Here is a 22253-nt window from a genome sequence, read left to right on the forward strand (position 1 = left end):
ACGGCACCTACCGGCGCTGCGTGCCCTCGTCGCGACTTGCCTGCGGGAACTGGAAGGCACTGTTGGCGTCATAGCCGCTGTTGGCAGTGTTGCCACGCGCCGGCGGATTGATGGCGCTGGTGCCACTGCCGAAGCCGAGGATCTGCACGCTGATCACCGACGGCTGGTTGCGCCGTGCCTCGTCCTGGCTCTTGCGCATCACATCCTGTGCCGCCTGGCTGGCGCTGTTGGCTGCCGCACTGGCCGAGGCCAGCGCATTGACGTTCACCGATGCCAGCACCGGCAGGCCCTTGCTCTCGCCCTGTACCTGGATGTTGGCGGCATTGAGCACCTGCAGCGCCGCCAGGTTGATGTTGCCCGAGACGCGGATACCGGCCTCGCCCGCGTCGATGGTGCCAAGCGGTGCGATCAGGTCGACGTCGCCCGGTCGTACTTCGGCGATGGGGTTCAAGGTCGCGATGCCGGCGCCACTGGCGGGAGCCTGCGGCGACAGGATCACATTGCCCCAGCCGTCATAGACGCGACGCGGTGGCGTGTACAGCAGCGTCGTCTGCGAACCGCGACCGGCATTGATGTCACCCTGCTCCGACCACGCCAGGATGTCGCCGCCGAACGTGGTCATCACCCGCGACAGGCCCAGCAGCACGCTTTCCTGGCTGAACAGGCGGATATCGCCCTGCCCCTGGGTGACAAGGCCGGCGCTGGCAGGTGGCACCACGCCCTGCACACCGATCACGATCTGCCCACCCGGTGCCATCAGCTCGATGTTGCCGCCCGCCTCGGTACGCACGCCGGAGCCACCGTACATCACGATGTCGCCGGTACGGTCGATCGTCGCACCGGCCGCATTCCTGTCTGGCATCAGCGTGGCGATGGCTTCGCGCCCGCGCAGGTAGGAGCCGAAGCGGGGCCCTTCTGCATCGGTATATTCCCGTCCACCTTCGCGCAGCTCGGCGTAATAGACCTGGCGCAGGAAGATGCGCTGCTGTTCCTGCGGCAGCGCATCGAACGCGGCCAGCGCCCCGTCGCCGTCGGCAGCCACGCCGAAGCGCTGCTGCAGCCACTGCTTCAGCTCCTGGTTGTAGACCTTGACTGCCTTGCCCGGCTGCGATGCAAGCGATTGCGCGGGATCGGCAAGGTTGACTGGGTCCAGATAACGGGCACGCAGGGCCGCGAAGTCGATCTGCTGGTTGCCGGCCGTCAGCGCGATGCTGTTGCCGGGACGGGTGTCGCCCTGCACGATGCCACCGAGGCTGACGATGCTGCCCGCATCCTCCTGGCGCAGCTGGCGGCCGGCACTGATCTCGGTGTTGCCGGGGCCAGCGATGGTCGCGTTCAGATGCACGATGTCGCGGCCTGCCGCCGCCACCGTGATGTCGGTGGGCGCGGTGTTCAACGCGGTCATCGACACCCCGAGGATGTCCCGGCCTGCCCGCAGTTGCACGGCGCCGGCGGCCTCGAACCAGTTCAACTGCGTGCGCTGCCCCGCGTTGGGATTCAGCGTGCGCCGGGCGCCGGTGGCCAGGCCGATAATGTCGCCCTGCACCGCGTAGAAACGGCTCGGCGCCAGGGCCGCAGACACGGAGGACAGCGGAGTATTCGGACCGAACGCAAACAGCGGAAGCGACGCGTCCGGCGATGCAATGTTGCCGTCGACCGACAGGTTGTGCCGCGTGCGGGTCACATTGCCTGCGGAATCCCCCTGCTCGGCCATGAATGCCGGGTCGAAGGGTCCCGGCAGGCGCGCGTCACTGGCCGAGCGCGCGATCTGGGTCGCGCCAGGCTGGGCGAAGATGCCGCCACCGGCCAGGACGTCCAACCGTCCTGTCGCCGAGGGTGCCAGCAGGATCACATCCTGCGTCCCCGGCGTGGTGCTGATCCGGTCCAGCTTGATGTCACCCTGCGCAGCAATCGCGCTGAAGCGCGAAGGATAGAGCCAGTAATTCAGCAGATCATCACCGCCACGCACAACAAGCTGGACCTGCTCGCGCCACAGATTGCTGCCCGTCACGTTTTCCGGCCCGGCGAGGCCTGGCGCGAGGTCACCACCGGCACTGAACAGATCCACGGCCGTGTTGGCGGTCCACAGCGAGAACCACGTGCTGCCTGCAGCGCGCGCGCCATCATCCAGCAGCACCGCGCTGTAGTTGGCCAGCGGAACCCGGCCGGCATCGGCGACGCCGCCGAGCACCACATCGCCCCGCGCCTGCAGCTGCGCGACCGCATCGCCCAGCACCAGCACCGGCCCGCCCATCGGGCGAGCGGCGTCGGCGGCGAACAGATCGGCCGCACGCAGCTGGCCCAGCGTCGCGTAGCTTTCCAGGGTGACGCCCATTGCACCGATGCGTCCCGCATCCAGCTGCAGGCTGCCACGCAGATTGCTGAAGGTACCGTTGAGGTCGAGATTCTGTCCCGCCCTGGAGGCATTGAGGCTGGAGAACGTCGCCCGCAGATTCGGATTCAGTGCGCCACCGATACGCAGTTGCAGGTCGCCGCCGCCGGTGAGGTGCAGCTGGCCATCGCTCACCCGGCCGGTCGATCCCACCGCCGCGATGATCGCTCCCGAGCGCGGTGCGATCGTCGAATCCAGCGCGTCACCTATCGCATCGCGCACGCCGGCGTCATGCCCGGCCTCCAGCGTCAGGTTGCCGCCGCCCAATGTGCCGAAACCGGTGAAGCCGACCATCCGCGGAGAGGCGCCAGCAGCAGCGGACACGTTGGTGTAGGCGCCAAAGTTCACCCACCAGCTGGTCGGCACCGGCTCCACGCCGGTGGTGCTGCCGGTTCCCTGCCGCCACAGCCAATTGCCGACCGCGGCACTGGAGTACAGCGCCCAGTCGCGCTCGCTGGTGCCCGACTCTGCGCGCGCGGTCCAGACGTCACCGACGATATCGCGCCCGGCTTCGACGCGCAGGTTGCCACCATGATCGGGATACCAGGCCCGGTAGCCGGCCAACGCAGCATCATAGCTGCCCGGCACCAGGTTCGGCCCCAGCAGTGCGGTGTTCCTGGGGGCTGCTGCACGGGGCGAATTGAAGGCAGCGTCGCGGCCCTCGCCCAGCGTGGTGGGAGTGCCCGCCGTGTACACACCGAAGCCGGACTTCATCACGACATCACCGGCAGCGAGCAGTTCCAGGTCACCCTTGCCGGTGCGCAGCACGCTCCAGGCCGGCGTGCCCGCGCGCTTGCCGTAGGTGGTCACTTCGGTCTGCGTGCCACCGCCGGCGCAGTAGGTGGGCGCCGTGCTGCAGAACTCGTCTTCGGTCATGCCAAACATCGCGGCGAAGTCCTTCGCAGGGGTGCCTACGTAGGACTCGTCGCCCCAGTAATCCAGCGAGCCCTGCGCGGCCACCTGGCGGGGGGCCGGGCCGCAGTAGTCGGCCGACATCGCGCAGAACTCGTCTTCGGTGAAGCCGAACATGTCGGCCAACTCCGCGATCGGACGGCCTGCATAGGAGGTGTCGCCGATCCAGTCCAGCGATGCCCGCTCAGTCAACGCACGATCACCCACCCAGATGATTTCGGTCTTGACCGTACCGATCGAGCCCTGGTGGGTGTCGGCCAGCACCACGCTGCCTTCACTGCCCCAGCGCCGGCTGCGTGGGTCGGCTGCCCCGGCATCGGCACCGGCAACCACGGTCAGGTCCCAGGAGGTGGTGCCCTCGGCCAGCATCGGCGCCAGCGCCCAGTTGCGCCCCTGGTTGCCGCCGGCATCGGCCGGCCGCAGATTCACCGGCCCGTTGCCGGGCAACTCCACCTTGGTCAACGATGGGATGTACGCGCCCACCTTGAGCTCGACTTCCCGTGCCAGGCGCAACGCAACCGGCAGCGTCGCGCCGGCGGGCCATTCCTGTGCCGCCATCTGTACCGCACTGCGCAGGCGGAAGCCGGCCCCCAGGCGCGCACCGGCCGCCAACACCAGCGGCTCCTGCAGCACGGTGCCCGCCGCCAGCGTCTGCCCGGAGTCGGTGGTCACCGCCGCACCCAGCACCGTGCCCGCTGGCAGGCGCAGGTTCTGCGAGATCACCATCGGCGCGGGCAGCACGGTGCCGACCGGAAGCGTTACCGATTCGACCGGCACGTCATAGTTCAGGCGGGTGCCGGCCTGGAACTCGGTGCCGGGCTGCAGCTTCACTCCGTCCACCGGCACCACCAGGCCGCCGCCAAAGGGGGTTTGCCCCGCGCTGCCATTGCGACCCTCATACAGCTGCCAGCCACCCTCATCCGGCGTGGACGGCGGCGGTGCGAACCCATCGTTGATGCTGCCGTAGACGTTGATGTTGCCTTCGGCCCGCAGCACCAGCGAGGCCGATTCGCCGAAGCCACGCCGCGATGGATCGGCGCGGTTGGCTTCGGGCCCGTAGCGGTAGCCGGACAGATCGATGTCGCCGGCAATGGTCAGGTCGCCGTCCGGGTTGGCGTCGCTGCGCCGCGCCAGCACCTGCACGCCGGGACGAAGGCGGACATCGCCCAGCGCCCGCGTGCGCTGCTGCAGATCCGCGTTGTCCAGCGCAGCATCGATCCAGGCCACGCTGTGCGGATCGACCACCTGGTCCAGCCACTGCTGGGTGACCAGCTGCGCGCGGTTGCCGCGCACGTCAGCGGTGGCTGCCAGGGGCGCATCGTCGTAGCGGCGAACACCATTGAGCTGGATGTCGGCCGCGCCATCGATGCGCAGGCCGGTGGCCGCGGCAATCGCCGCGTCGTTGCTGCCCAGCCGCGGCACATCGATCTTCAGCGTGCCGCGCGGGGTGCCATCGTTCTGGCCAGGACGTCCACCGACGGTAACATCGCTGCCCGCACGCAGGTCCAGCTGCGCCGCGCTGCCCAGGCCGACGGCACCTTCGGCGCTGCCCAGCGTGATGGTGGCCCGGTTTGGACTGTCGATGATCTTGCCATGGCTGTCCACGCGCAGGCCGGTACCGTGCGCGTCCAGCGTGCCGTCCACCTGCAACTGATCGCGGGCGTACAGGCGGATGCTGCCGACCTGCTCGCCGCTGGCATCGATGCGGCCGGCCACGGTCAGGCTGCCCGCATCGACGCTGATATCGACCCGGCGCGCCTTCACTTCGTCGCCGATCCGCAGATCGCCCTCACCGATCTGGAAGCTGCGACCGCCGACGACGCCGCCGGCGGTCAATCGCTGGTTGAGGCCGGCGAAGTCCTGCAGCTGGCGTGCCCGCACCACCAGTTCGCCACCGTCGTAGGGCACCAGCGTGCCACCGGCATCGTAGCGACCAGTGGCGGCACCCTGCAGAACACCGGCCAGATCGGCTCGGCCGGCCATTGCGGTGACCGTCAGGCGTCCGCCGCGGTTGTTGCGGGCGGAAACATCGATGCGGGAGGCCGCATCGGCGCGAATGTCACCCGTGTCGCTGGACAGCAGGACATCGCCGCCCCAGCTGAACTTGTCCACGTCGTACAGCGAGACCTTGCGTCCGGCCAGATCCAACGCGGCCCGGCTGCCAAGCGTGATGCCCTGGCGTGCGTTCGCCGACAGCCGTCCGGACGCCAGCGCGATCGTGCTGTCCAGCGTGATCCGGTTGGCGTCGATGCTCAGCTCACTGCCCAGTGCATCGCCACCCGCCTTGCCGGTGCCCCCCTGCAGGCGGAAGTCGCCGCCGGTGCGCACGCGCAGCCGCGCGGCGGGATCGGCCGTCAACAGCGGTGTATCGATACCCAGGCTGCCTCCGCTGTACTGCCAGCCCTTGTCGGCCAGATAGTCGCCGCGCTGCTGGAACACGTCCAGCGTGCCCTGCGCGGAGAACGACAGCTGCTCCGAAGCACTCAGGTTCAGCGCACTGAATCCGAGCACCTGCCGGTTCGCAGGTACTTCAGAACTGGGACGGCTGAATGGCGCCCGCCCCAGCTGCAGCTGGCGGGTAAAGATGTCCAGCTGCCCGGCGCCGAGCCGGTCCACCATCGGATCGGCCGGCGGCACCGACGCGTCACTGCCCGGCGCTTGGCTCGCCGCCAATGAGCCGTCCCAGACCAGCGTGTCCACCAGGATGCGCGCCCGGTCAGTCGCAGCACCGTAGCCGCGGATGGCCTGCGCACCAAGCACGAGCGTCTGCAGGCCACTGCGGCCGGTGGCACTGTCGCGCGCGTCCAGGTCGACGCTGCCGAACACGTTGACAGAGTCCCGCGCGACCAGGCTCAGCGTGTCCAGCGCCGGCGCGCCGGTGGCATCATTGCCGCGCAGCAGTTGCTGCAGCACGGACTGGTTCATGGTCATGCCACTGGGCAGCGCCCCTGCCGCAGCGGCCAGGGCGATCGCTTCGGCACTGCCGAGGTTCAGCGCCGCCATGCTCAGGCCGAGCTGACGGGTGCCATAGCTGGCCGAGTCGCGCATCTGCAGCGCGCCATCGGTCGCTACCGCGATGCTGCCATCGGAAACCAGCCGGGTCTGGCCGTCGCACGCCGTCTGGCACCCCCCGATGTCGATCGCCACTGGACCGGCCTCCACCCCGGTGGTGCCGGTGATCAGGTTCAGGCGCTGGTTGGACACCGCCAGCAGGCCGCCGGAGACCTGGTAAGGCAGGGTCGCGCTGGCATTCGCGTTGGCGGATGCGAACGACAGTGTATCGAGGGTCGCACCGGCCTCGACCAGCACGCCGCTGCCACCGGAGGCCGCTGCCACCAGCACTTCCGGTGCGTTCAAGGTGACGCCGGAACGGATCGCCACGCTGCGCGCCTGGCCGGTCACCGCCACCTGCGAGGCCTCCTGGTTGAACTGCCCGCCGATCATCATCCGCGCCGGCAGGAAGGCATTGAGCGCGTCGTCGCTGAAGGTGGCACCGCGATCACGCGCCTGCGATTGCGCACCGCCGTCGACGATCTCCAGTGAACCGACCGCCGGGCTGGCCAACGTGGCTGTCAGCGTGCCGCCTCGCCCGTTGTCGGTGGCGGCGCCGAACCGCGCGGTGCCGGCGAAGCGGATGGCAGGCGTGTCTGCACGACCTGCGCCTTCGCCCAACGCAAGGGTCAACCCGAGCGCATCGATGGTCTGCCAGCCACGCGACTCGCCGCGGCGGTCGGCCACCGATTGCGCGAAGCTGTTGTAGGAGGTTTCGTTGTAGCCCGAGTGCCGGCGTACTACTGCGGCGGGGGTCAGCAGGATGTCGGTGAGCAACGGCGAGATTGCCGCGCCCAGCGCCGTGCGCTGCTGCCCGGACACACGCCAGGTGCCGGTACCGGTCGCGATGGGTTGCGCGATGCCCGAGGTGCCGGTGGCGCCCAGCTCAACCCGGAATGCACCGGGCTGCAGCGCATAGCTGGCCGGCATCAGCGTGTAGGTGCCTGCCGCCAGGCCGGGCACGCCCGCCGGCACGGTGATCTGCTGGCCCACGGCCGGTGCGGCGAATCCTTCCTCGCCGCTGGGGGCAAATGTCCCGGCGCGTCCCGGCACGATCGCATACACCGGGTTGCCCGACGCACTGAATTCATAGCGCGGATTGGCGTCGGCCAACGCCGTTCGCAGCACGTCGACAGAGCCACCGCGTCCTGACACAAAGGCGGCACCGGTCAACTCACCACCGCCGGACATGTCCAGCAGGGCCCCCGGCGCCACCTCGATCTCATTCGCCTTCAGGGTCACCCCCATCGAGGAGATGCCGGCCGGCGTCAGCGAACCCAGGCTGCGCGTACCGACCCGCCAGTCGACACCATCGACGGTGCCACCATAGGGTAGCGACAAGCCGGCGCCACTGGTCGAGGTGACGCTGCCTGGCAGCAGTTCCACCCGGCTACCGACGGTTCCGTTCTGGATAAGGCCACCCAGCTGCAGCGTGCCCATCGGCGCCTGTACGTTGCCGCCCTGCTGCACCGTGGCGGCCACCAGGCGAAGCGTACCCAGCGCCGATTCCGGCGCCGGCTTCGTGTCCGCACCGGTGCCGTGGATGCGCAGCACGGCATCCGGATCGGCCCAGTAATCAGCGGTCTGCACGGTCTGCCCCGACGCGCCGGCCACCAGCGTGCCGACCGCGCCTGTGGTGGGGTACAGGCGCGCAGCGGTCACGTCCATCGAACCAGCCGTCATCAACGCGCTGGTGTTGCCACTGCTGGCAATGCCGTTGGTCAGGCGCACGTCACTGCGGCTTTCCAGCGCCACATGCTTGAAACCCGGCAGCCAGGTGACGTCGCGGATGTCGATCAGCTCTGCCTGCACCGCCAGCGCGTGATCTTCCGGTCCGGACGAAGCGACCGCGGCGGTGCCCTGCAGGTTCTCGCCCGGCATCTGGCGCCAGCGTGCCTGCGCCAGGCGAACGTAGGGCGCACTCAGTCGCAGCCCAGACGATAGCCCGGCATCCACGGCCATGCCCAGGCTCGAAGTGCCCTGGCCGTGGATGCGCAGGCTCTGGGCCAGGCGCAGGTCGACGTCGCCGACCGCGCGGATGTCACCGAACACGGACAGGTTGTCGAAACCGCCGGCCTGCAGCTGCTCGACCGACAACGCGGCGTGGCCATATTCCAATGCGGCCGGCAGTGGCTGCGCCGGTGCGCTGTGCTGGCTGAGGCTGATCGCACGCGCTCGCAGTACCTCGTCGCTGGCGCCACGTGCATGGATGCTCCCGCCAAAGGCCAGGCCAAGCGTGCCCCCGCGTGCGCCGGCACCACCGGCGGCCGCGTCCATCCCGCCGTCCAGGTACAGCGCGTTGGCCGAACGCAGCACGATCTGCCCGCCGTCGCTGTCCACGCGCACGCGGCCCTGGCCATCGATGTCCAGTTCGGCCGACGCGCCCCGCGCCTGCAGGCGCGCACCGCGTTCGACCACCACGAAGGCTTCCGGTGGTCGGTTGTCGACGAATGCGGTGGTCTCCCAGTCCAGCGCCCCGCCAATCTCGATGCGCCCACCTGCGCGCACCTGCCCGCGCAGGCGGCCGCTGGAATCGGGCAGCGACATCGCGTCTGCATCGGCATCCAGCAGCGCGCCTTCGGCGTAACGCCAGGTGCGTTCGGTGCGCTGCCCGGCGTACAGCGCGTTCTCCGGGCGCACATCGTCGATCAGGATGCGGCCGCCCTTCGCGCGCAGCGTGCCTTCAACATCGATGTTGCCTGCACCGAGCAGCGAGATCGTCTGCCCTGGATCGACCGCCACCAGTGCATCCTTGCCAACCCGAAGGTCACCGCCCACGCTGTTGCGCTCCGAACGCAGGCTGATGCTCGCACCCGCGCGCTGGCTGACGCGCCCGCTCGACGGATCAGCGCTGTACAGTGGCGCGTCCCACGCTGCCAGTGCGGACGCCCGGTCGGTCGCCATCCGCGCGTCCTGGGTCAGGCGCAGGCCTGGCAGGGCAGCGACCAGCCGCGCGCCATCGGCCACCTCCACACCCTGGTGGCCATTGATGTCGTACTGCGCGAAGCCACTGCCGAACAGGCCGGGGTCCAGTCGCAGCGATGTGCCCGCCAGGTCCGCATCGCCCAGCCGCACCTGGCCACCGGTCCCCAGCGAGAAGGAACCACCCCCCTGTCCTCGACCACTGAACCGGCTTCCGTCGCCCAGTTGCACCCGGCCACTGCCGTCGGTCGTCACCGTACTGCTGTTCGCCTGCAGGCTGACGCTGCCGCCTTTGCCGATATGGGCCTTGCCGCGCAGGTCCAGCGCAGCACCGGCCTCGACGTCAACCGTTGAGTCGGCGCCCACGGCCACGTCATGACTATTGCCCAGGCTCAGGCGGCCGCCATCTGTCCAGGCACCGCTCGCGTCGCGCGGCGTCGCCAGTGACGCATTGCTCCATTCACCGGAGAGATCGATCCGCGTGCCGTCGGCGATGGCGGTGCGCGCGCGGCCATCATGCAGCAGCGCCGTCGGCCGGCCCTGCACATCCAGCAGGTTCCCCGCCGACAGCTGGCCGCCGGCGATGCCGATGTCGCCTGCCAGTTCCACCTCGCTGCCGGTCAGGTTGAGCTGTCCGCCTGCCTGAAGCCGAAGGCTGCCGTCGATGCGGATGCGATCAGCGGTCGCCAGGTCGATCCGTCCCCACTGCTGGGCACTCAGCTCTGCGATATCCAGCCACACGGTGCCACGCCGCACTTCGTTGACCGGGGCCAGCAGCGACCACGCGGCCTTCGTCCGAGCCTTGTCATCCAGGCGCACATCCGAGCCGAACACACCGCTGCGGCCCTGGCCGTCGTAGCGCCCCAGGTACAGCTGCGCATTGCGCGCGACCGCCGTCTGCGCCTGCGCATAACCCTCCAGCGCGGTATCCGGCCTGCGGTTCTGCTGCGCGCCCTGGAAGGTAGCCGTCTCAACCTTTCCATCCAGCACCGCGGTCGGTGCGGAGATGATCAGGCGTCCTGCATCGCGGCCGACCGTGTATCCGTTATCGACACGCTGCGCCGCGAATACAATCGGATCACGGAAGGTCTCGGTGATGCCCCAGCGCTCCTGCTTTACTTCATGGCCGCTGTACAGGCCATCGAAGAGCATCTCCGCCGGCGCGTCATCAAGGCGGTAGACCTGGCCATCGACGCCGCGCACCCAGCTCTGCCAGATCACGCCGCTCTGCACATCCAGGCTGCCACCGGCAAGGTTGATGCGTGAGCCGCCATGCGTGATCACTTCCCTGCCGCCCAGCAGGACGGTGCCTCCCTGCGCGGCCCATTCGCCGATCGAGTGCCCCTGATTGTCAAGGTAGCCGCCCACTTCCAGCAGGCCACCCGCCGCGTACCAGCGCTCACCCGCGTAGCCCCCGGTACCGGCCGGAACGTGGACCAGCCTGCGGCGGTCGACCCAGACCTCGCTGCTGGTCAGCTTGCCGCTGTCGCGGTTGTCCAGGGCATCGCGCAGTTCGTTGCCCTGCACCTTGACCTGGACATTGTTGCTTTCCATCGACACCTGTACGCCCACTGCGCCGGAAACATCCACGCGTGCCGCGTCGTCTACGTAGCTGCGGGCTGCCGCGTCGGCGATGATCTGGCCGCCCGTGGCAACCGTCAGCGAATCCGCACTGAAATGGATGTTGCCACCCGAGACGATCTCCACCCGCGACTGGTCCCGGCGATCATTGTGCTGGGACAGATTGTCGAAGGTTGCCGAGCGCGCGCCGGCGCGGATCGCGTCCTGCTCTGCCGACTCCTTGATGAGGCTGTTGCGCTGCGTATCCAGCACCGTGGCCTTGCCATCGTCCTCGACCAGCACCGCCGTGGTGGCTCCATCGGCAAGCGTGACGCTGCTGCCGGCATCACTGGTCGAAGCCAGAAGATGCACGGTGCCGCGCTGCGCCAGCGTGGTGCTGGCCACGGCCACACCGGCCTGCTCGACGTTGCGCCCGGCCAGGGTCACGTCACCCTCGCGGGCGCGTAGCAGACCGGTGTTGCGCACGCTGCCCGCCGTGCTGCCAGCGACGAAGCGCGGCGCGATTTCATTGCCGCGGGTGGTGGAGCTGGTATTGGTCGCCGTACCCACGCCGCGCCGGATCACGAAACTGTCACCGGCAGCGAGTTGCACCTGGCCCTTGCGCGCCTCGATATGGCCAGCATTCTCCACGCTGTGCCCGGCCAGCAGCACGTAGCCACCGCCGCGCGTCGCGCTGGTCGGCTCATGGGTCGCGATGCGGGCACCCTGCTCCACCATCACCTTGCCAAATGCATCGCTGAGCGCGCTGCTGCTGGCGTCGGGGCTGTACAGGCCGTTGTCACGGAACTGCGCATCGCTGATCCGTGCTGCAGCCGCCAGCAGATTGCGTACATTGACCTGGCTGTTGTTGCCGAACACCACCCCGTTGCGGTTGGCCACGAACACCGTGCCATTGGCCTTCAGCTGGCCCAGGATCTGGCTGGGCCGCGCCTGCGGATCATTGACGCGGTTCAGGACTGCCCAGTCAGGGTTCTGCAGGAAGTTCAGCGTGGTGTTGCCGCCGATATTGAAGGTCTCCCAGTTCAGGATCGCCTTGTCCGCGGTCTGCTCGACCGTAACCTGCACCCGCCCGTCGCTGCCCTGCGACTGGATCGCGTCGCGCGCATTGAGCCAGCCGCGGGTCAGCGGGTTCTGGTCGACGCTCAGGCCATCCTTGCCCAGGCCATCAGCAACGATGAAGCCAGCCTCGCGGCGCGCCTGCCGCGCCTGTTCCTGCAGGCGCTGCTGCAGGGCAATCGCCTGCGCAGCCGTACCGAGGTTGTCGATCGACTGCTGCAGCTTCTGCCGTGCTGCATCCTGCTGCTGGGCCGGCAACTGGAACTGGATCGGCACCCCGTTGGGCATCCGGCCGCTCTGTGCCGCGCTGCCCTGGGCCGCGCCCCGCTCGGCGAACCAGCCCGGGCTGAACGCCTGCTGCGCCTGGCTGACCGGGGCCACCATGCTGCCCAAGGCGACCGCGATGGCCCACGCCATCGGATGATTGCGGCGCATCGGCGCGGCCGGATGAACAGCGGACGGGAGCGGGTGCGACATCGGAACCTCATCAACCTGGTGGGCCGCGGCTGCGGCGACGATCGGGGAGGCACGCGCAACGCATGCCCTGCCACTGATAGACGGTTCACGTGACACGAAGCCGACAGCGAAACACTGCGGCGGCCGCACCGTCGCGGAAATGGCGACGCCGGCCCAGGGGCCGGCGTCGGGTCAAGCAGGATTCAACCCGTGCTGCGGATTACAGCGGACGACCGATGCCGGCGCAGGTGCTGGGATTGTTCAGGCCGGCAGTGCTGCTGGCCAGCACGAAACGGTTGCGGATCGCATCGCGCCAGGCCTTGGTCAGCGGGATGAAGCCGTGGTCGGTGATCGACTTCTCATACGCGACGGTGTAGGTCGCCGGATAGTGGCGGGCCAGGAAGCCGCGCAGGCTGGTGGCGACGCTCGAATCCTTGTAGCACTGGCCGATCACCAGGTTGGTGTAGCCGGCGATCGGATAGCCGGCCGACGGGTTGCCGAACACCGGCACCCAGTTGGCGGGGCCCTCGGCAGCGGTACCGGTCGGCGGAGCGACGGTGTCCAGGGTCGCCTGCACACTCACCTGATCCGGCGAGAAGCCCTTGACCTTGGCGACCTTGGTCGCGTCGGTCACGCTCGGGATCACGTCCGGGCCAACGTAACCGATACGGCCTTCAGCAGCGTAGACAGCGTTGTACAGCGAGGTGCCACCGGTGGCCGGCGCGGCCACCAGGAACGCCGGCAGGTTGCCGTTGGCATCGCGCTTGTACAGGTCGGCGAAGGTCGACTTGATGGCGAACTTGCCACCCACCAGGTTCGAGGTACCAGCGTTCTCAGCCGCACAGGCCGCAGTCAGGAAGCGGCTGAACATTTCGCTGGTGCCGCTGCTTTCCGGGCGGTACACCACCTGGATCGGGCCGCTGCGGTTGGCATCGATGGTCGACCAGTCGCTGATCGCACCCGAGAACACGCCGCAGATCTGCGCCACGCTCAGGTCCACCGCCGAACCGGCCTTGTTGAACGGAATGGTGACCGACGTGGCCACCGACGGCACCTGGATCAGCGCGCCGTAGCGGTTGGCGTTGGTCGGCTGGTTGAAGTTGGTGGTGTAGGTGCTCAGCTCGGTGCTGCTCAGCACCGAATCGCTGCCGGCGAAGTGCACGGTGCCGGTGGTCGAGAACAGCAGCGAGTTGTTTTCCAGGAAGGCCTTCTTGCCGGTGCCCGAACCGGTCACGGCGTAGGTGAAGTTCGCTGGCAGGATGCTGTCGGACGAACCCTTGTAGAGGTCGGCCGGCAGCGAAGCGCCGCCGCCGGTAACGGTCTGCGCGGAGGCGGCGCCAACGGTAGCGAGCAGCGCGGTGGCAACCAGCGCGGCCAGGGTCTTGTACTTGATCATGATCTTCTCCTGAAGGGTTTACTGCGAAGGGAAACGCCAAGGGAGGAACGGTCACTACACGCCTGCTGCCGCCGAGGGCCTCCCAGCCCACTCTGCGGCGACGTGTCCATGCTGGTCCGCGCCGATGACACGCCGCTTAAGAAACCTGTGGAAGATCGAAAAAAGGTGTGGAGGATTGTGTGGAGAATCGACCCATGCCACATTCCAACGACGCCGCCCGATCGACTGAATTGAATCAACTGAATTGAATCGACTGAATTGAATCGACCCGATGGGATCGACTGGGTAGAGTCGACTGTTAGTCGACTGCTTTTCGCACGCGGAAACGATCTGAATGCACTCGATCTCCGCGCTGGTCGACTAACAGTCGACTCTACCTGTGATGCGCGTTGCGCATCACTGCACCAACTGGTTCATTTCCATGATCGGCATCAGTACCGCCAGCACGATCGTCAGCACCACGCCGCCCATCACCAGGATCATGGCCGGCTCCAGCAAAGCAGTCAGTGCCATCGCGCGACGTTCGATCTCGCGCGAGATGGTCTGCGCGGCGCGATCCAGCAGCGGCGCCAGCGAACCGGTCTTCTCGCCACTTGCCACCAGATGCACCAGGATCGGCGGATACACCTTCTGTACCTTCAACGCAGCACCAAGCGCAGCACCTTCGCGCACGCGCGCGGACACATCGTCGGCACAGCGCGCCAGCAGCGCATTGCCCAGGGTCTGCCGCGCCGCCTCCAGTGCACGCAGCAGCGGCACGCCGGCATCCAGCAGGATCGCCAGCGTCGAGGCGAAGCGCGCACTGTTCACACCCAGCACGAATCGCCCGACCATCGGCACCCGCATGAGCATCGCGTCCCAGCGCAGGCGCAGCTCGGGCCTGCGCAGGGCCAACCGCCAGGCCACCACCAGCGCAGCGATGCCGAGCCCTACCCACACGCCCCAGCTGCGCACGAACGCGCTGGCGCCCAGCATCATCTGCGTGAGCATCGGTAGTGTCTGCCGCGCCTGCACGAACGCGGTCACCACCTGCGGCACCACGTAGCTGAGCAGGAAGATCACGATCGCCACCGATACCAGGCTGATCGCTGCTGGGTAGATGAAGGCGGTCAGTACCTTGGCCTGCAGCGCGTTGCGTTCTTCGATGTAGTCGGCAAGGCGCTCCATCACCCGCGCCAGGTCACCGGAGTCTTCACCTGCGCCCACCAGCGCCCGATAGATCGGCGGGAAATCGCGCGGCCGCGCGGCCAGCGCAACGGTCAGGCGCTGGCCGGCACGCACGTCGGCGCGCACGGCGGTAAGCGCCTGGGCCACGTGCGGGCGTTCGGCCTGCTCGATCACCGCACTCAATGCGCCTTCCAGCGGCAGGCTGGCCGCCAACAGGCTGGCCAGCTGGCGCGTAGCCCAGGCCAACTCGCTGGCGGACAACCGGCGAGCGCCCCAGCCACTGCTGGCACTGCGCGCCGCACTCACCTGCACAGGGGTCAGCCCGCGCCCGCGCAGCAGCTGGCGAGCACCGCGCGGGCTGTCGGCATCCAACTGGCCCTTTTCGATGCGGCCCTGCGCGTTGGCAGCCTGGTAGTCGAACAGTGCCATGCAGGCCTCAATCGTCGCCGGTGACGCGCAGGATCTCTTCCAGCGTGGTTACCCCGCTGTCGACCCAGCGCTGGCCATCCTGCCGCAGGGTCCGCATGCCGGCCCGCCGGGCCGCCTCGCGCAGCGCAGGCTCGCCCTGCCCTTCATGGATCAATGCGCGCACGCGGTCGTCGACCACGAATAGTTCATGGATGCCGGTTCGCCCCCGATAGCCGCTGTTGGCGCAGGCCGCGCAGCCCACCGCGCGCCATACGGTGCGACCCTCGCCGTCCACCTCGGCACGACGGCACTGCGTGCACAGCCGCCGCACCAACCGCTGCGCCAGCACGCCGCGCAGCGACGAGGCCAGCAGGAAGGGCTCCACGCCCATGTCAGCCAGGCGGGTCACCGCCGAGATCGCATCGTTGGTGTGCAGCGAGGCCAGCACGCCATGCCCGGTCAGCGACGACTGCACCGCAATCTGCGCGGTCTCCAGGTCGCGGATCTCACCGATCATGATGGTGTCCGGATCCTGGCGCAGGATCGCACGCAGCGCGGTGCCAAAGCTCATGCCGATGCGCGCGTTGACCTGGATCTGGCCGATGCCGGCGAAGTCGTACTCCACCGGGTCTTCCACAGTGAGGATGTTGCTGGTGCTGCTGTCGAGCTGGCCCAGTGCGGCGTACAGCGACGTGGTCTTGCCGCTGCCGGTCGGCCCGGTGACCAGCACGATGCCGTGCGGCTGACGGATCAACCCGGTGAACGTGGCCAGCGTGTCATCGGCCATGCCGAGGCGCTGCAGCTGCAGGCGACCGGCATCCTTTTCCAACAGGCGCAGCACAGCACGCTCGCCATGACCGGTCGGCACCGTGGAGACACGGATATCCAGCGGCCGCCCGCCCACGCGGATGGCGATGCGCCCGTCCTGCGGCAGGCGCTTCTCGGCAATATCCAGGTGCGCCATGATCTTGATGCGTGATACCAGCGCCGCATGCAGTGCGCGCCGTGGCTTCACCATGTCGCGCAGCGTGCCGTCCACGCGGTAGCGCACCACCGAATGAGTCTCGAACGGTTCGATATGCAGATCGCTGGCGCCATCGCGTGCGGCCTGTGCCAGCAGCGCGTTGATCATGCGGATCACCGGCGCATCGTCCTGAGCATCCAGCAGATCGGTGACCTCCGGCATGTCCTGCATCAGCCGGTCCAGATCGACTTCGCTTTCGGCGGCACCCACTACGGCAGCGGCATCGCCGCCGTCACGGTACTGCTCACTCAACCGCTGTTGCCACGTCGCAGCATCCAGCGCCTGGAACGGCAGCGGGCCATGCCGACGGCGCAGTTCGGCCACGGCCCACGCCGCAGTTTCGGCGGTGCCCAGCAACACGGGCTCGCCACCAACTTCGGACAGCATCACGCCATGGCTGCGCACCCAGGCGTACGGCAGAGCTGTGGCGGCGCTCACGGCCCGATCACCAGTTCCGGCGTGTAGCCCAGCCCGCGCAGCTGCTGCAGCGCAGGGTCCAGCGTCGCCGGATCGCGCGGCAATCTCACGCGCAGGCGTTGCCCGCTCTCGCCGGGCGTCGCTTCGGCATAGGCCTGCAGGCCCAGTGCACGCACCTGCGCCACGCCCTGGCTGGCACGCGCCGGGTCCAGCCCCTGCGCGAACTGCACCAGCTGCGCGTCGCCGTCACCGGACGGGTACAGCGCCGCCAGGCTGCTGCTCTGCAGCGGCTGGCCCTGGTCATCGCGTGCATTGCCCTGGCCGAGTACAGACAGGTCCTGCGGTGGCAGCTGCGGTGCCGACAGCGCCGGCAAGGCCCAGCTCTGTGCCGGCTGCGCGCCCGCCTGCGCGTTGCGCATGTAGTCGTAGCGGTCGCGGGTCAGGCGCTGGCCGGCGGCCGGGTCACGCACCACGTGCGGGCGCAGGAACACCATCAGGTTGGTCTTGGCGCGCTTGCGCGTGTCGCTGCGGAACAAGGCGCCCAGGACCGGGATCTTTCCCAGCCCCGGCACCGCATCACGGCCATGGCTGACGCTGTCTTCCAGCAGGCCACCCAGCACCATGATCTGGCCATCGTCCAGCAGCACGCTGGTATCCAGGGCGCGCTTGTTGGTGATGATGCCGGCCGTGCTGTTCGCGCTCTGCGCGTCGATGCTGCTGACTTCCTGGTAGATGTCCAGCTTCACCGTGCCGCCCTCGGAGATCTGCGGGCGCACCCGCAGCTTCAGGCCGACGTCCTCGCGCACGATGGTCTGGAACGGGTTGTTGCTGCCGCCGCCGCCGTCGGTCACGTAGCGGCCACTGACGAACGGCACGGTCTGGCCGACCATGATGCTGGCCGCTTCGTTGTCCAGCGTCATCAGGTTCGGCGTGGACAGGATGTTGGCACCGCCCTTGCTCTGCAGCGCGTTGGCCAACGCCTTCATGTTGAGGATCTGGCCGACGCCGGGCAGGTTGATGGTGCCGTCGATCACACCGATCTTCAGGCCATCCTTGGGCAGCACGTCCAGGGTGGTGCGTGCGTTGGTGTTCAACCCGCTGCCACCGGTGGTGCCGCCGAAGTGGGTGCCGCCGAAGGTGCGGCCATTGCCCAGCATCCACTGCACGCCCAGTTCGGCCGCGTCGGTCTGGTTGACCTCCACGATCAGGCTTTCCACCAGCACCTGTGCACGGCGCTGGTCGAGCTGGTCGATCACCCGGCGCAGGTTGCGGTACACCGGCTCGGGGGCGGAGATCAGCAGCGTGTTGGTGGCCACGTCCGCCTGTACCGAGATGCCGTTCTGGCTGAAGCCGGTGCTTCCTGCATCGATCGGGTCACGGCGGCTCGGGTCCAGGCGCTGCGATTCCAGCGCATTGCCTCCGGGCTTGGCCTGCTGCGGCTGCGACGGCTGCGCGGGGGTGGAGCGGCTGGCGTCGCCGGGCAGTGGTGTGATGCCTTCGTTGCTGCCCATCGCCGGTGCATCGCTCTGCCCGGCCACCACGCCACGCAGCACACCCGCGAGCTGGTTGGCCTGGGCATTGCGCAGGTAGACCACATGCAGGTTGCCGGATTCATCCTGGGCACGGTCCAGCTTCTCCACCAGCTGCCTAGCCAGGCGGGTGCGCCCGGGACTGCTCGACCGCAGCAGCACGCTGTTGCTGCGCGGGTCGGCCATCACCACCACCTTCTGGGTGGGCTCGGCGCCCTGCGCATCCAGCAGCGGCGCGACCATCGCCGCGACGTCAACGGCAATGCCCTGCTGCAGCTTCACCACATCGGTGTCCATGCCGGCCGGTGTATCCACGCTGGCGATCACACGCGCGATGCGCTCCAGGTTGTCGGCATAGTCGGTGATCACCAGCGTGTTGTTGCCCGGATTGGCAGTGATCGGATTGTCCGGGCTGATCATCGGCCGCAGCACCGCCACCAGCGCGGCCGCGTTCTCGTAGCGCAGCGCGAAGGTGCGCGTGGCGATCTCACCCCCCGCACCGCCGCTGCCAACGCGGCCACCGAGCAGCTTGGCATCGGCCTGCGGCACCACCCGGCTGACGCCGCCGTTCTCGACCACGGCGAAGCCGCGCATGCGCAGTGCGCCCAGCAGCAACTGGTAGGCCTGGGTACGGCTGACCGGGCCATCGGAAACCACTGTCATCTTGCCGGTCACCCGTGGATCGACCAGGAACTGGCGCCCGGTGAAGCGCGCTGCCATGCGCAGTACGCCACCGATATCGGTGTCGACCAGGTTCAACTGAACCGGCTCATCACGGGCGTCCTGCGCCAGTACCGGCGCCGGTGCGTGGGCCATGCACACGATCAGGGCCAGTGCGGTACTGCAGGCAAGGCTGCGCATCGCCCTCATGGATGGGCACCCGCGGTGGCCACCATCACGATGTTTCCGGAAATCCGTGCCGCCGGCATGTTCGCATCCCCTGTGCGTGTCAGTTGCAGCTGCTGCAGTTCGATGGCCGGATCGGCCAGCACGGGCAGCAGCCAGTTCCACAGCGCGTCGGCGGGCACTGCCTGCACCTGCAGGTGCCAACGCCCGTCGCGCGCTTCGATATGCAGGCCGGCGGCAAGGCCGGCGGTCTTGATGCCATCGCGCAGCCCGGCCAGTGTCGGGTGCTGGCTCTGCGCCAGCTGCTGGCGCTCACGGGCGCGCAGCAGCGGTGCCAGTGCGCGGGACTGCGCCTGCAGCCGCGGCAGCTCGGCCTGCCAATACGTGCGCTGCTTCAGCAGTGGCTCCAGCCACAACGACCACAGGCCCGCCACCAGCAGCGCCACCACCATCACCCACAGCATCAGCCGGTCGCGCGGTGGCAGGCGTTGCCAGCGGTGCTGCAGGCCCACCAGCCCCTCGCCCAGCCATAGGGTGCGGGTCGTCACTGCCCAGCTCCGCTCACTCGCAGGTGTCCACCGGCTTCGCGCGCCAGCTGCAGGCCCTGTGCCTGAACTGCTTGCTGCCAGTGCTCAAGCCGCTGCGGATCGTCGGCCAATGCCTGGGCATCGGCATCCAGCTCCATGTCCAGCTGCCCGGGTTGGTAATGCAGGCTGCGCACTTGCCCGGCCAGCTCCGGAACAGCCTGCAGCGTGCTGGCAACCTGACGCTGCAGCGCCGGCAACGGCGGCGCCGGCAGCGGCACCGCAAGTGCTCGCCTTGCCTGCAACACCGGGTCCACCACATCGATGATCTCCGGGAAGCGCGCGCTGAACTGGCGCGCCATGTCCCGTTGCAGGGCCTCGCCCTCGATCCGCCAACGCGAGACCTGCAGCTGCAGGCCGAGTGCAGCCAGCAGCACTGCTGCCAGTGCCAGGCCGATCGCCAGTCGCGGTGCGTTCCGGCCTGCGCCGGGCAGCGGCAATGACCAGCCTGGCAAGGGGCCAGAGGTCTGCCGTTCATGCGTGACGGCGGTGGCAGGCAGGCTGTCCGGCCACGTCGGCGGCACACTATCGATCCACTGCACGGCCAGCACGCCCGCCTGTTGCAGGCGCACGGCCAGCGCCTGCATCACCGCACAGGCATCACGTCCGCCATACCATTGAACGAAACCCCGATCGCGCCCGCTGCGTACCAGCAGATGCTCGCCGCTGACCTGCAGCGTGGCCTGGCCGTCCTGCCAGGGCAGCAGCAGTGGCGTCGGATACAGCGCCTGCAGCTGCAGCCCACACGAGGCCAGCAGCTGCTGCGCCTGCGCGATGGCCTGCTGGCCGAGCCAGGCCACCGGAACCGTGCCGTCTGCCGCCTGCGCGCCGTGGGCCAGCGCCACCTCCTGCAGGTCATCCAGCAGCATCGCCTCCACCTCACCCTGCAGCGCCGACTGCAGGCGGCGCCCGGACAACGGCGGCAGCTGCAGTTCCAGCAGGATCAGGTCGTTCGGATCGAGGCAGGCACGCACCGCAGCCTGCGGATGCCGCAGGCCCAGCGTCGCCAGTGTGTCGCGGCCATGCGCCAACACCTCGCCCTTGTGCAGCTGCGCCCAGTCCACCGCGCTGTCGGCGCGCAGGTGCTCCAGCGCCGGCAGGCGCACGCGAAGCTGCACATTCATGCGCCGATCCTCGTCCACACCCGTTGCACACGCACCCCATCGTCGCGGTATTCGCGCCACAACAGCGCGCGAAAATCGACCGCACTGCCGTCAGCCTGCACCTGGCCGACGGCCAGGAACCATTCGCTATGGATACCCAGGGGAAGCACGGCCATCTGTTCGTTGCTCAGTTGGAGTCGGTTGGCGATGTCGCCGCGATTGAGCAGCCAATGGCCAGCATCGCGCTCACCGAGCAGCGCCTGCAGCCGTGCCGGCTCGACCACGGGCGTCACCGCCTGCAGGACGCGCAGGTCGCTGGTGTTGGCGTTGACCAGGGTCTGCGCCGGCAACACCACGGTACGCCGCGCCAGCGCCTGCAACGCCACCGGATCGGCACCAGGTAGCGCTTGTTCGATCAGTGATTCGCGCGGCAGCGGCGCCTGCGCCTGCATGTCGCCATCGCGCAGGCGCGCCTGGATGTGGTCGGCGGCGGATGCGCAGGCGCCCTGGCCCAGCCCCTGCCCGGCACACAACGCGATGAACGCGCGCCGCGCCTCGGGGTCCGGCCTGCCATGCGCAAGAAGGTTGCGCAGGTTGAACATCGACTGCGCATCGACCAGCTGCAGTTGCACCGGCAACGGCGCCTGCAGCTCCAATGGGCGCGCCCAGCGCCCGCTGCGCACCGTGGTCAGCTGTTCCTTTACATCCTCACGCAGCTGCTGTGCCGCACGCTCCAGCGTTGCGTCCACCGCCATGCGTACCTGTACGCGCAGCTGGTCGCCACGCAGCGCACGCAGCTGGGCCGACTGCCGGGTCAGCAGTGCGGTGGCAATCACCGCCACCAGTGCCACCACCAGCAAGGCGACGATCACCGCCATGCCACGTTGGCGGACACTCGAAACAGAACGCATCCGGGCTGACATCGGCCTGCCTCACAGCTGCCAGGAACCGATGTCCGCATTCCCGGCGTCGCCACCGGGCTTGCTGTCCGCGCCCAGCGAGAACACATCGATGTCGCCATGGGTTCCGGGAATCTGGTACTGGTACGGATGGCCCCATGGATCATTGGGCAGGCGATCCAGATAGGGCGTGACCGGCATCGCGCCACCGCCCTGCGGTGGCTTCACCAGCGCCTGCAGCCCCTGCTCGGCACTGGGATAGCGCCCGTTGTCCAGCTTGAACAGTTTCAACGCCTGCATCAATGCAGCGATGTCCTGGCGCGCCGCCACTACGCGCGCCTGGTCGGGGCGATCCATCAACCGCGGCACGATCAATGCGGCGAGGATGCCGATGATCACCACCACCACCATGATCTCGATCAGGCTGAAACCCTGCTGCCGAGCCCTGCGACCACGAACCTGCCTTGCCATTGTTCCGCCCTCGTCATCCTGGAAGAGACCGCTACGCCA

At 68.5% G+C, this 22253-nt stretch carries 9 protein-coding genes; all 9 read right to left on the reverse strand.

Going from position 1 to position 22253, the window contains the following annotated elements:
* Positions 1-7: 7 nt before the first annotated feature.
* Positions 8-12391, reverse strand: coding sequence for a filamentous hemagglutinin family protein (locus AC5P5X_RS03885; RefSeq protein ID WP_111189709.1), 12384 nt, complete (start codon positions 12389-12391; stop codon positions 8-10).
* Positions 12392-12590: 199 nt separating this feature from the next.
* Positions 12591-13766 carry a substrate-binding domain-containing protein gene (locus AC5P5X_RS03890; RefSeq protein ID WP_111189708.1) on the reverse strand — a complete coding sequence of 392 codons (1176 nt, stop codon included), beginning with the start codon at positions 13764-13766 and terminating at the stop codon, positions 12591-12593.
* Between the two features lie 396 nt (positions 13767-14162).
* A complete protein-coding gene (gspF, locus tag AC5P5X_RS03895; protein ID WP_111189707.1) occupies positions 14163-15362 on the reverse strand; it encodes a type II secretion system inner membrane protein GspF in 1200 nt (399 codons plus the stop codon).
* A 7-nt stretch (positions 15363-15369) separates the two neighbouring features.
* Positions 15370-16803: a type II secretion system ATPase GspE gene (gene gspE / locus AC5P5X_RS03900; RefSeq protein WP_099473548.1), complete on the reverse strand. Its 1434-nt coding sequence runs from the start codon at positions 16801-16803 to the stop codon at positions 15370-15372.
* The gene (gspD, locus tag AC5P5X_RS03905; RefSeq protein ID WP_111189706.1) at positions 16800-19181 is read right to left on the reverse strand and encodes a type II secretion system secretin GspD; all 2382 of its coding nucleotides are present in this window, start codon (positions 19179-19181) and stop codon (positions 16800-16802) included. Before gspD ends, gspE begins: the two co-directional genes overlap by 4 nt.
* Positions 19178-19705, reverse strand: a complete 528-nt coding sequence (locus tag AC5P5X_RS03910) for a type II secretion system protein M (RefSeq protein WP_005409887.1) — start codon at positions 19703-19705, stop codon at positions 19178-19180. The genes gspD and AC5P5X_RS03910 overlap by 4 nt, the downstream gene beginning before the upstream one ends.
* Positions 19702-20865, reverse strand: coding sequence for a type II secretion system protein GspL (gene gspL, locus AC5P5X_RS03915; protein WP_111189705.1), 1164 nt, complete (start codon positions 20863-20865; stop codon positions 19702-19704). Before gspL ends, AC5P5X_RS03910 begins: the two co-directional genes overlap by 4 nt.
* Entirely contained in the window at positions 20862-21767 is a 906-nt protein-coding gene (gene gspK, locus AC5P5X_RS03920) for a type II secretion system minor pseudopilin GspK (protein WP_060380596.1), read from the reverse strand. Before gspK ends, gspL begins: the two co-directional genes overlap by 4 nt.
* A gap of 9 nt (positions 21768-21776) precedes the next feature.
* Positions 21777-22214, reverse strand: coding sequence for a type II secretion system major pseudopilin GspG (gene gspG / locus AC5P5X_RS03925; protein WP_005409890.1), 438 nt, complete (start codon positions 22212-22214; stop codon positions 21777-21779).
* Positions 22215-22253: the final 39 nt, after the last annotated feature.

The organism is Stenotrophomonas sp. YJH_SMC_91, from assembly GCF_059368495.1.

Bases quoted from the DNA above. Each gene is read 5' to 3' on its own strand.
- gspK (WP_060380596.1), bottom strand. From the start codon at position 21,767: ATGTCAGCCCGGATGCGTTCTGTTTCGAGTGTCCGCCAACGTGGCATG.
- gspL (WP_111189705.1), bottom strand. From the start codon at position 20,865: ATGAATGTGCAGCTTCGCGTGCGCCTGCCGGCGCTGGAGCACCTGCGC.
- AC5P5X_RS03890 (WP_111189708.1), bottom strand. From the start codon at position 13,766: ATGATCAAGTACAAGACCCTGGCCGCGCTGGTTGCCACCGCGCTGCTC.
- gspG (WP_005409890.1), bottom strand. From the start codon at position 22,214: ATGGCAAGGCAGGTTCGTGGTCGCAGGGCTCGGCAGCAGGGTTTCAGC.
- gspF (WP_111189707.1), bottom strand. From the start codon at position 15,362: ATGGCACTGTTCGACTACCAGGCTGCCAACGCGCAGGGCCGCATCGAA.
- AC5P5X_RS03885 (WP_111189709.1), bottom strand. From the start codon at position 12,391: ATGTCGCACCCGCTCCCGTCCGCTGTTCATCCGGCCGCGCCGATGCGC.
- gspD (WP_111189706.1), bottom strand. From the start codon at position 19,181: ATGAGGGCGATGCGCAGCCTTGCCTGCAGTACCGCACTGGCCCTGATC.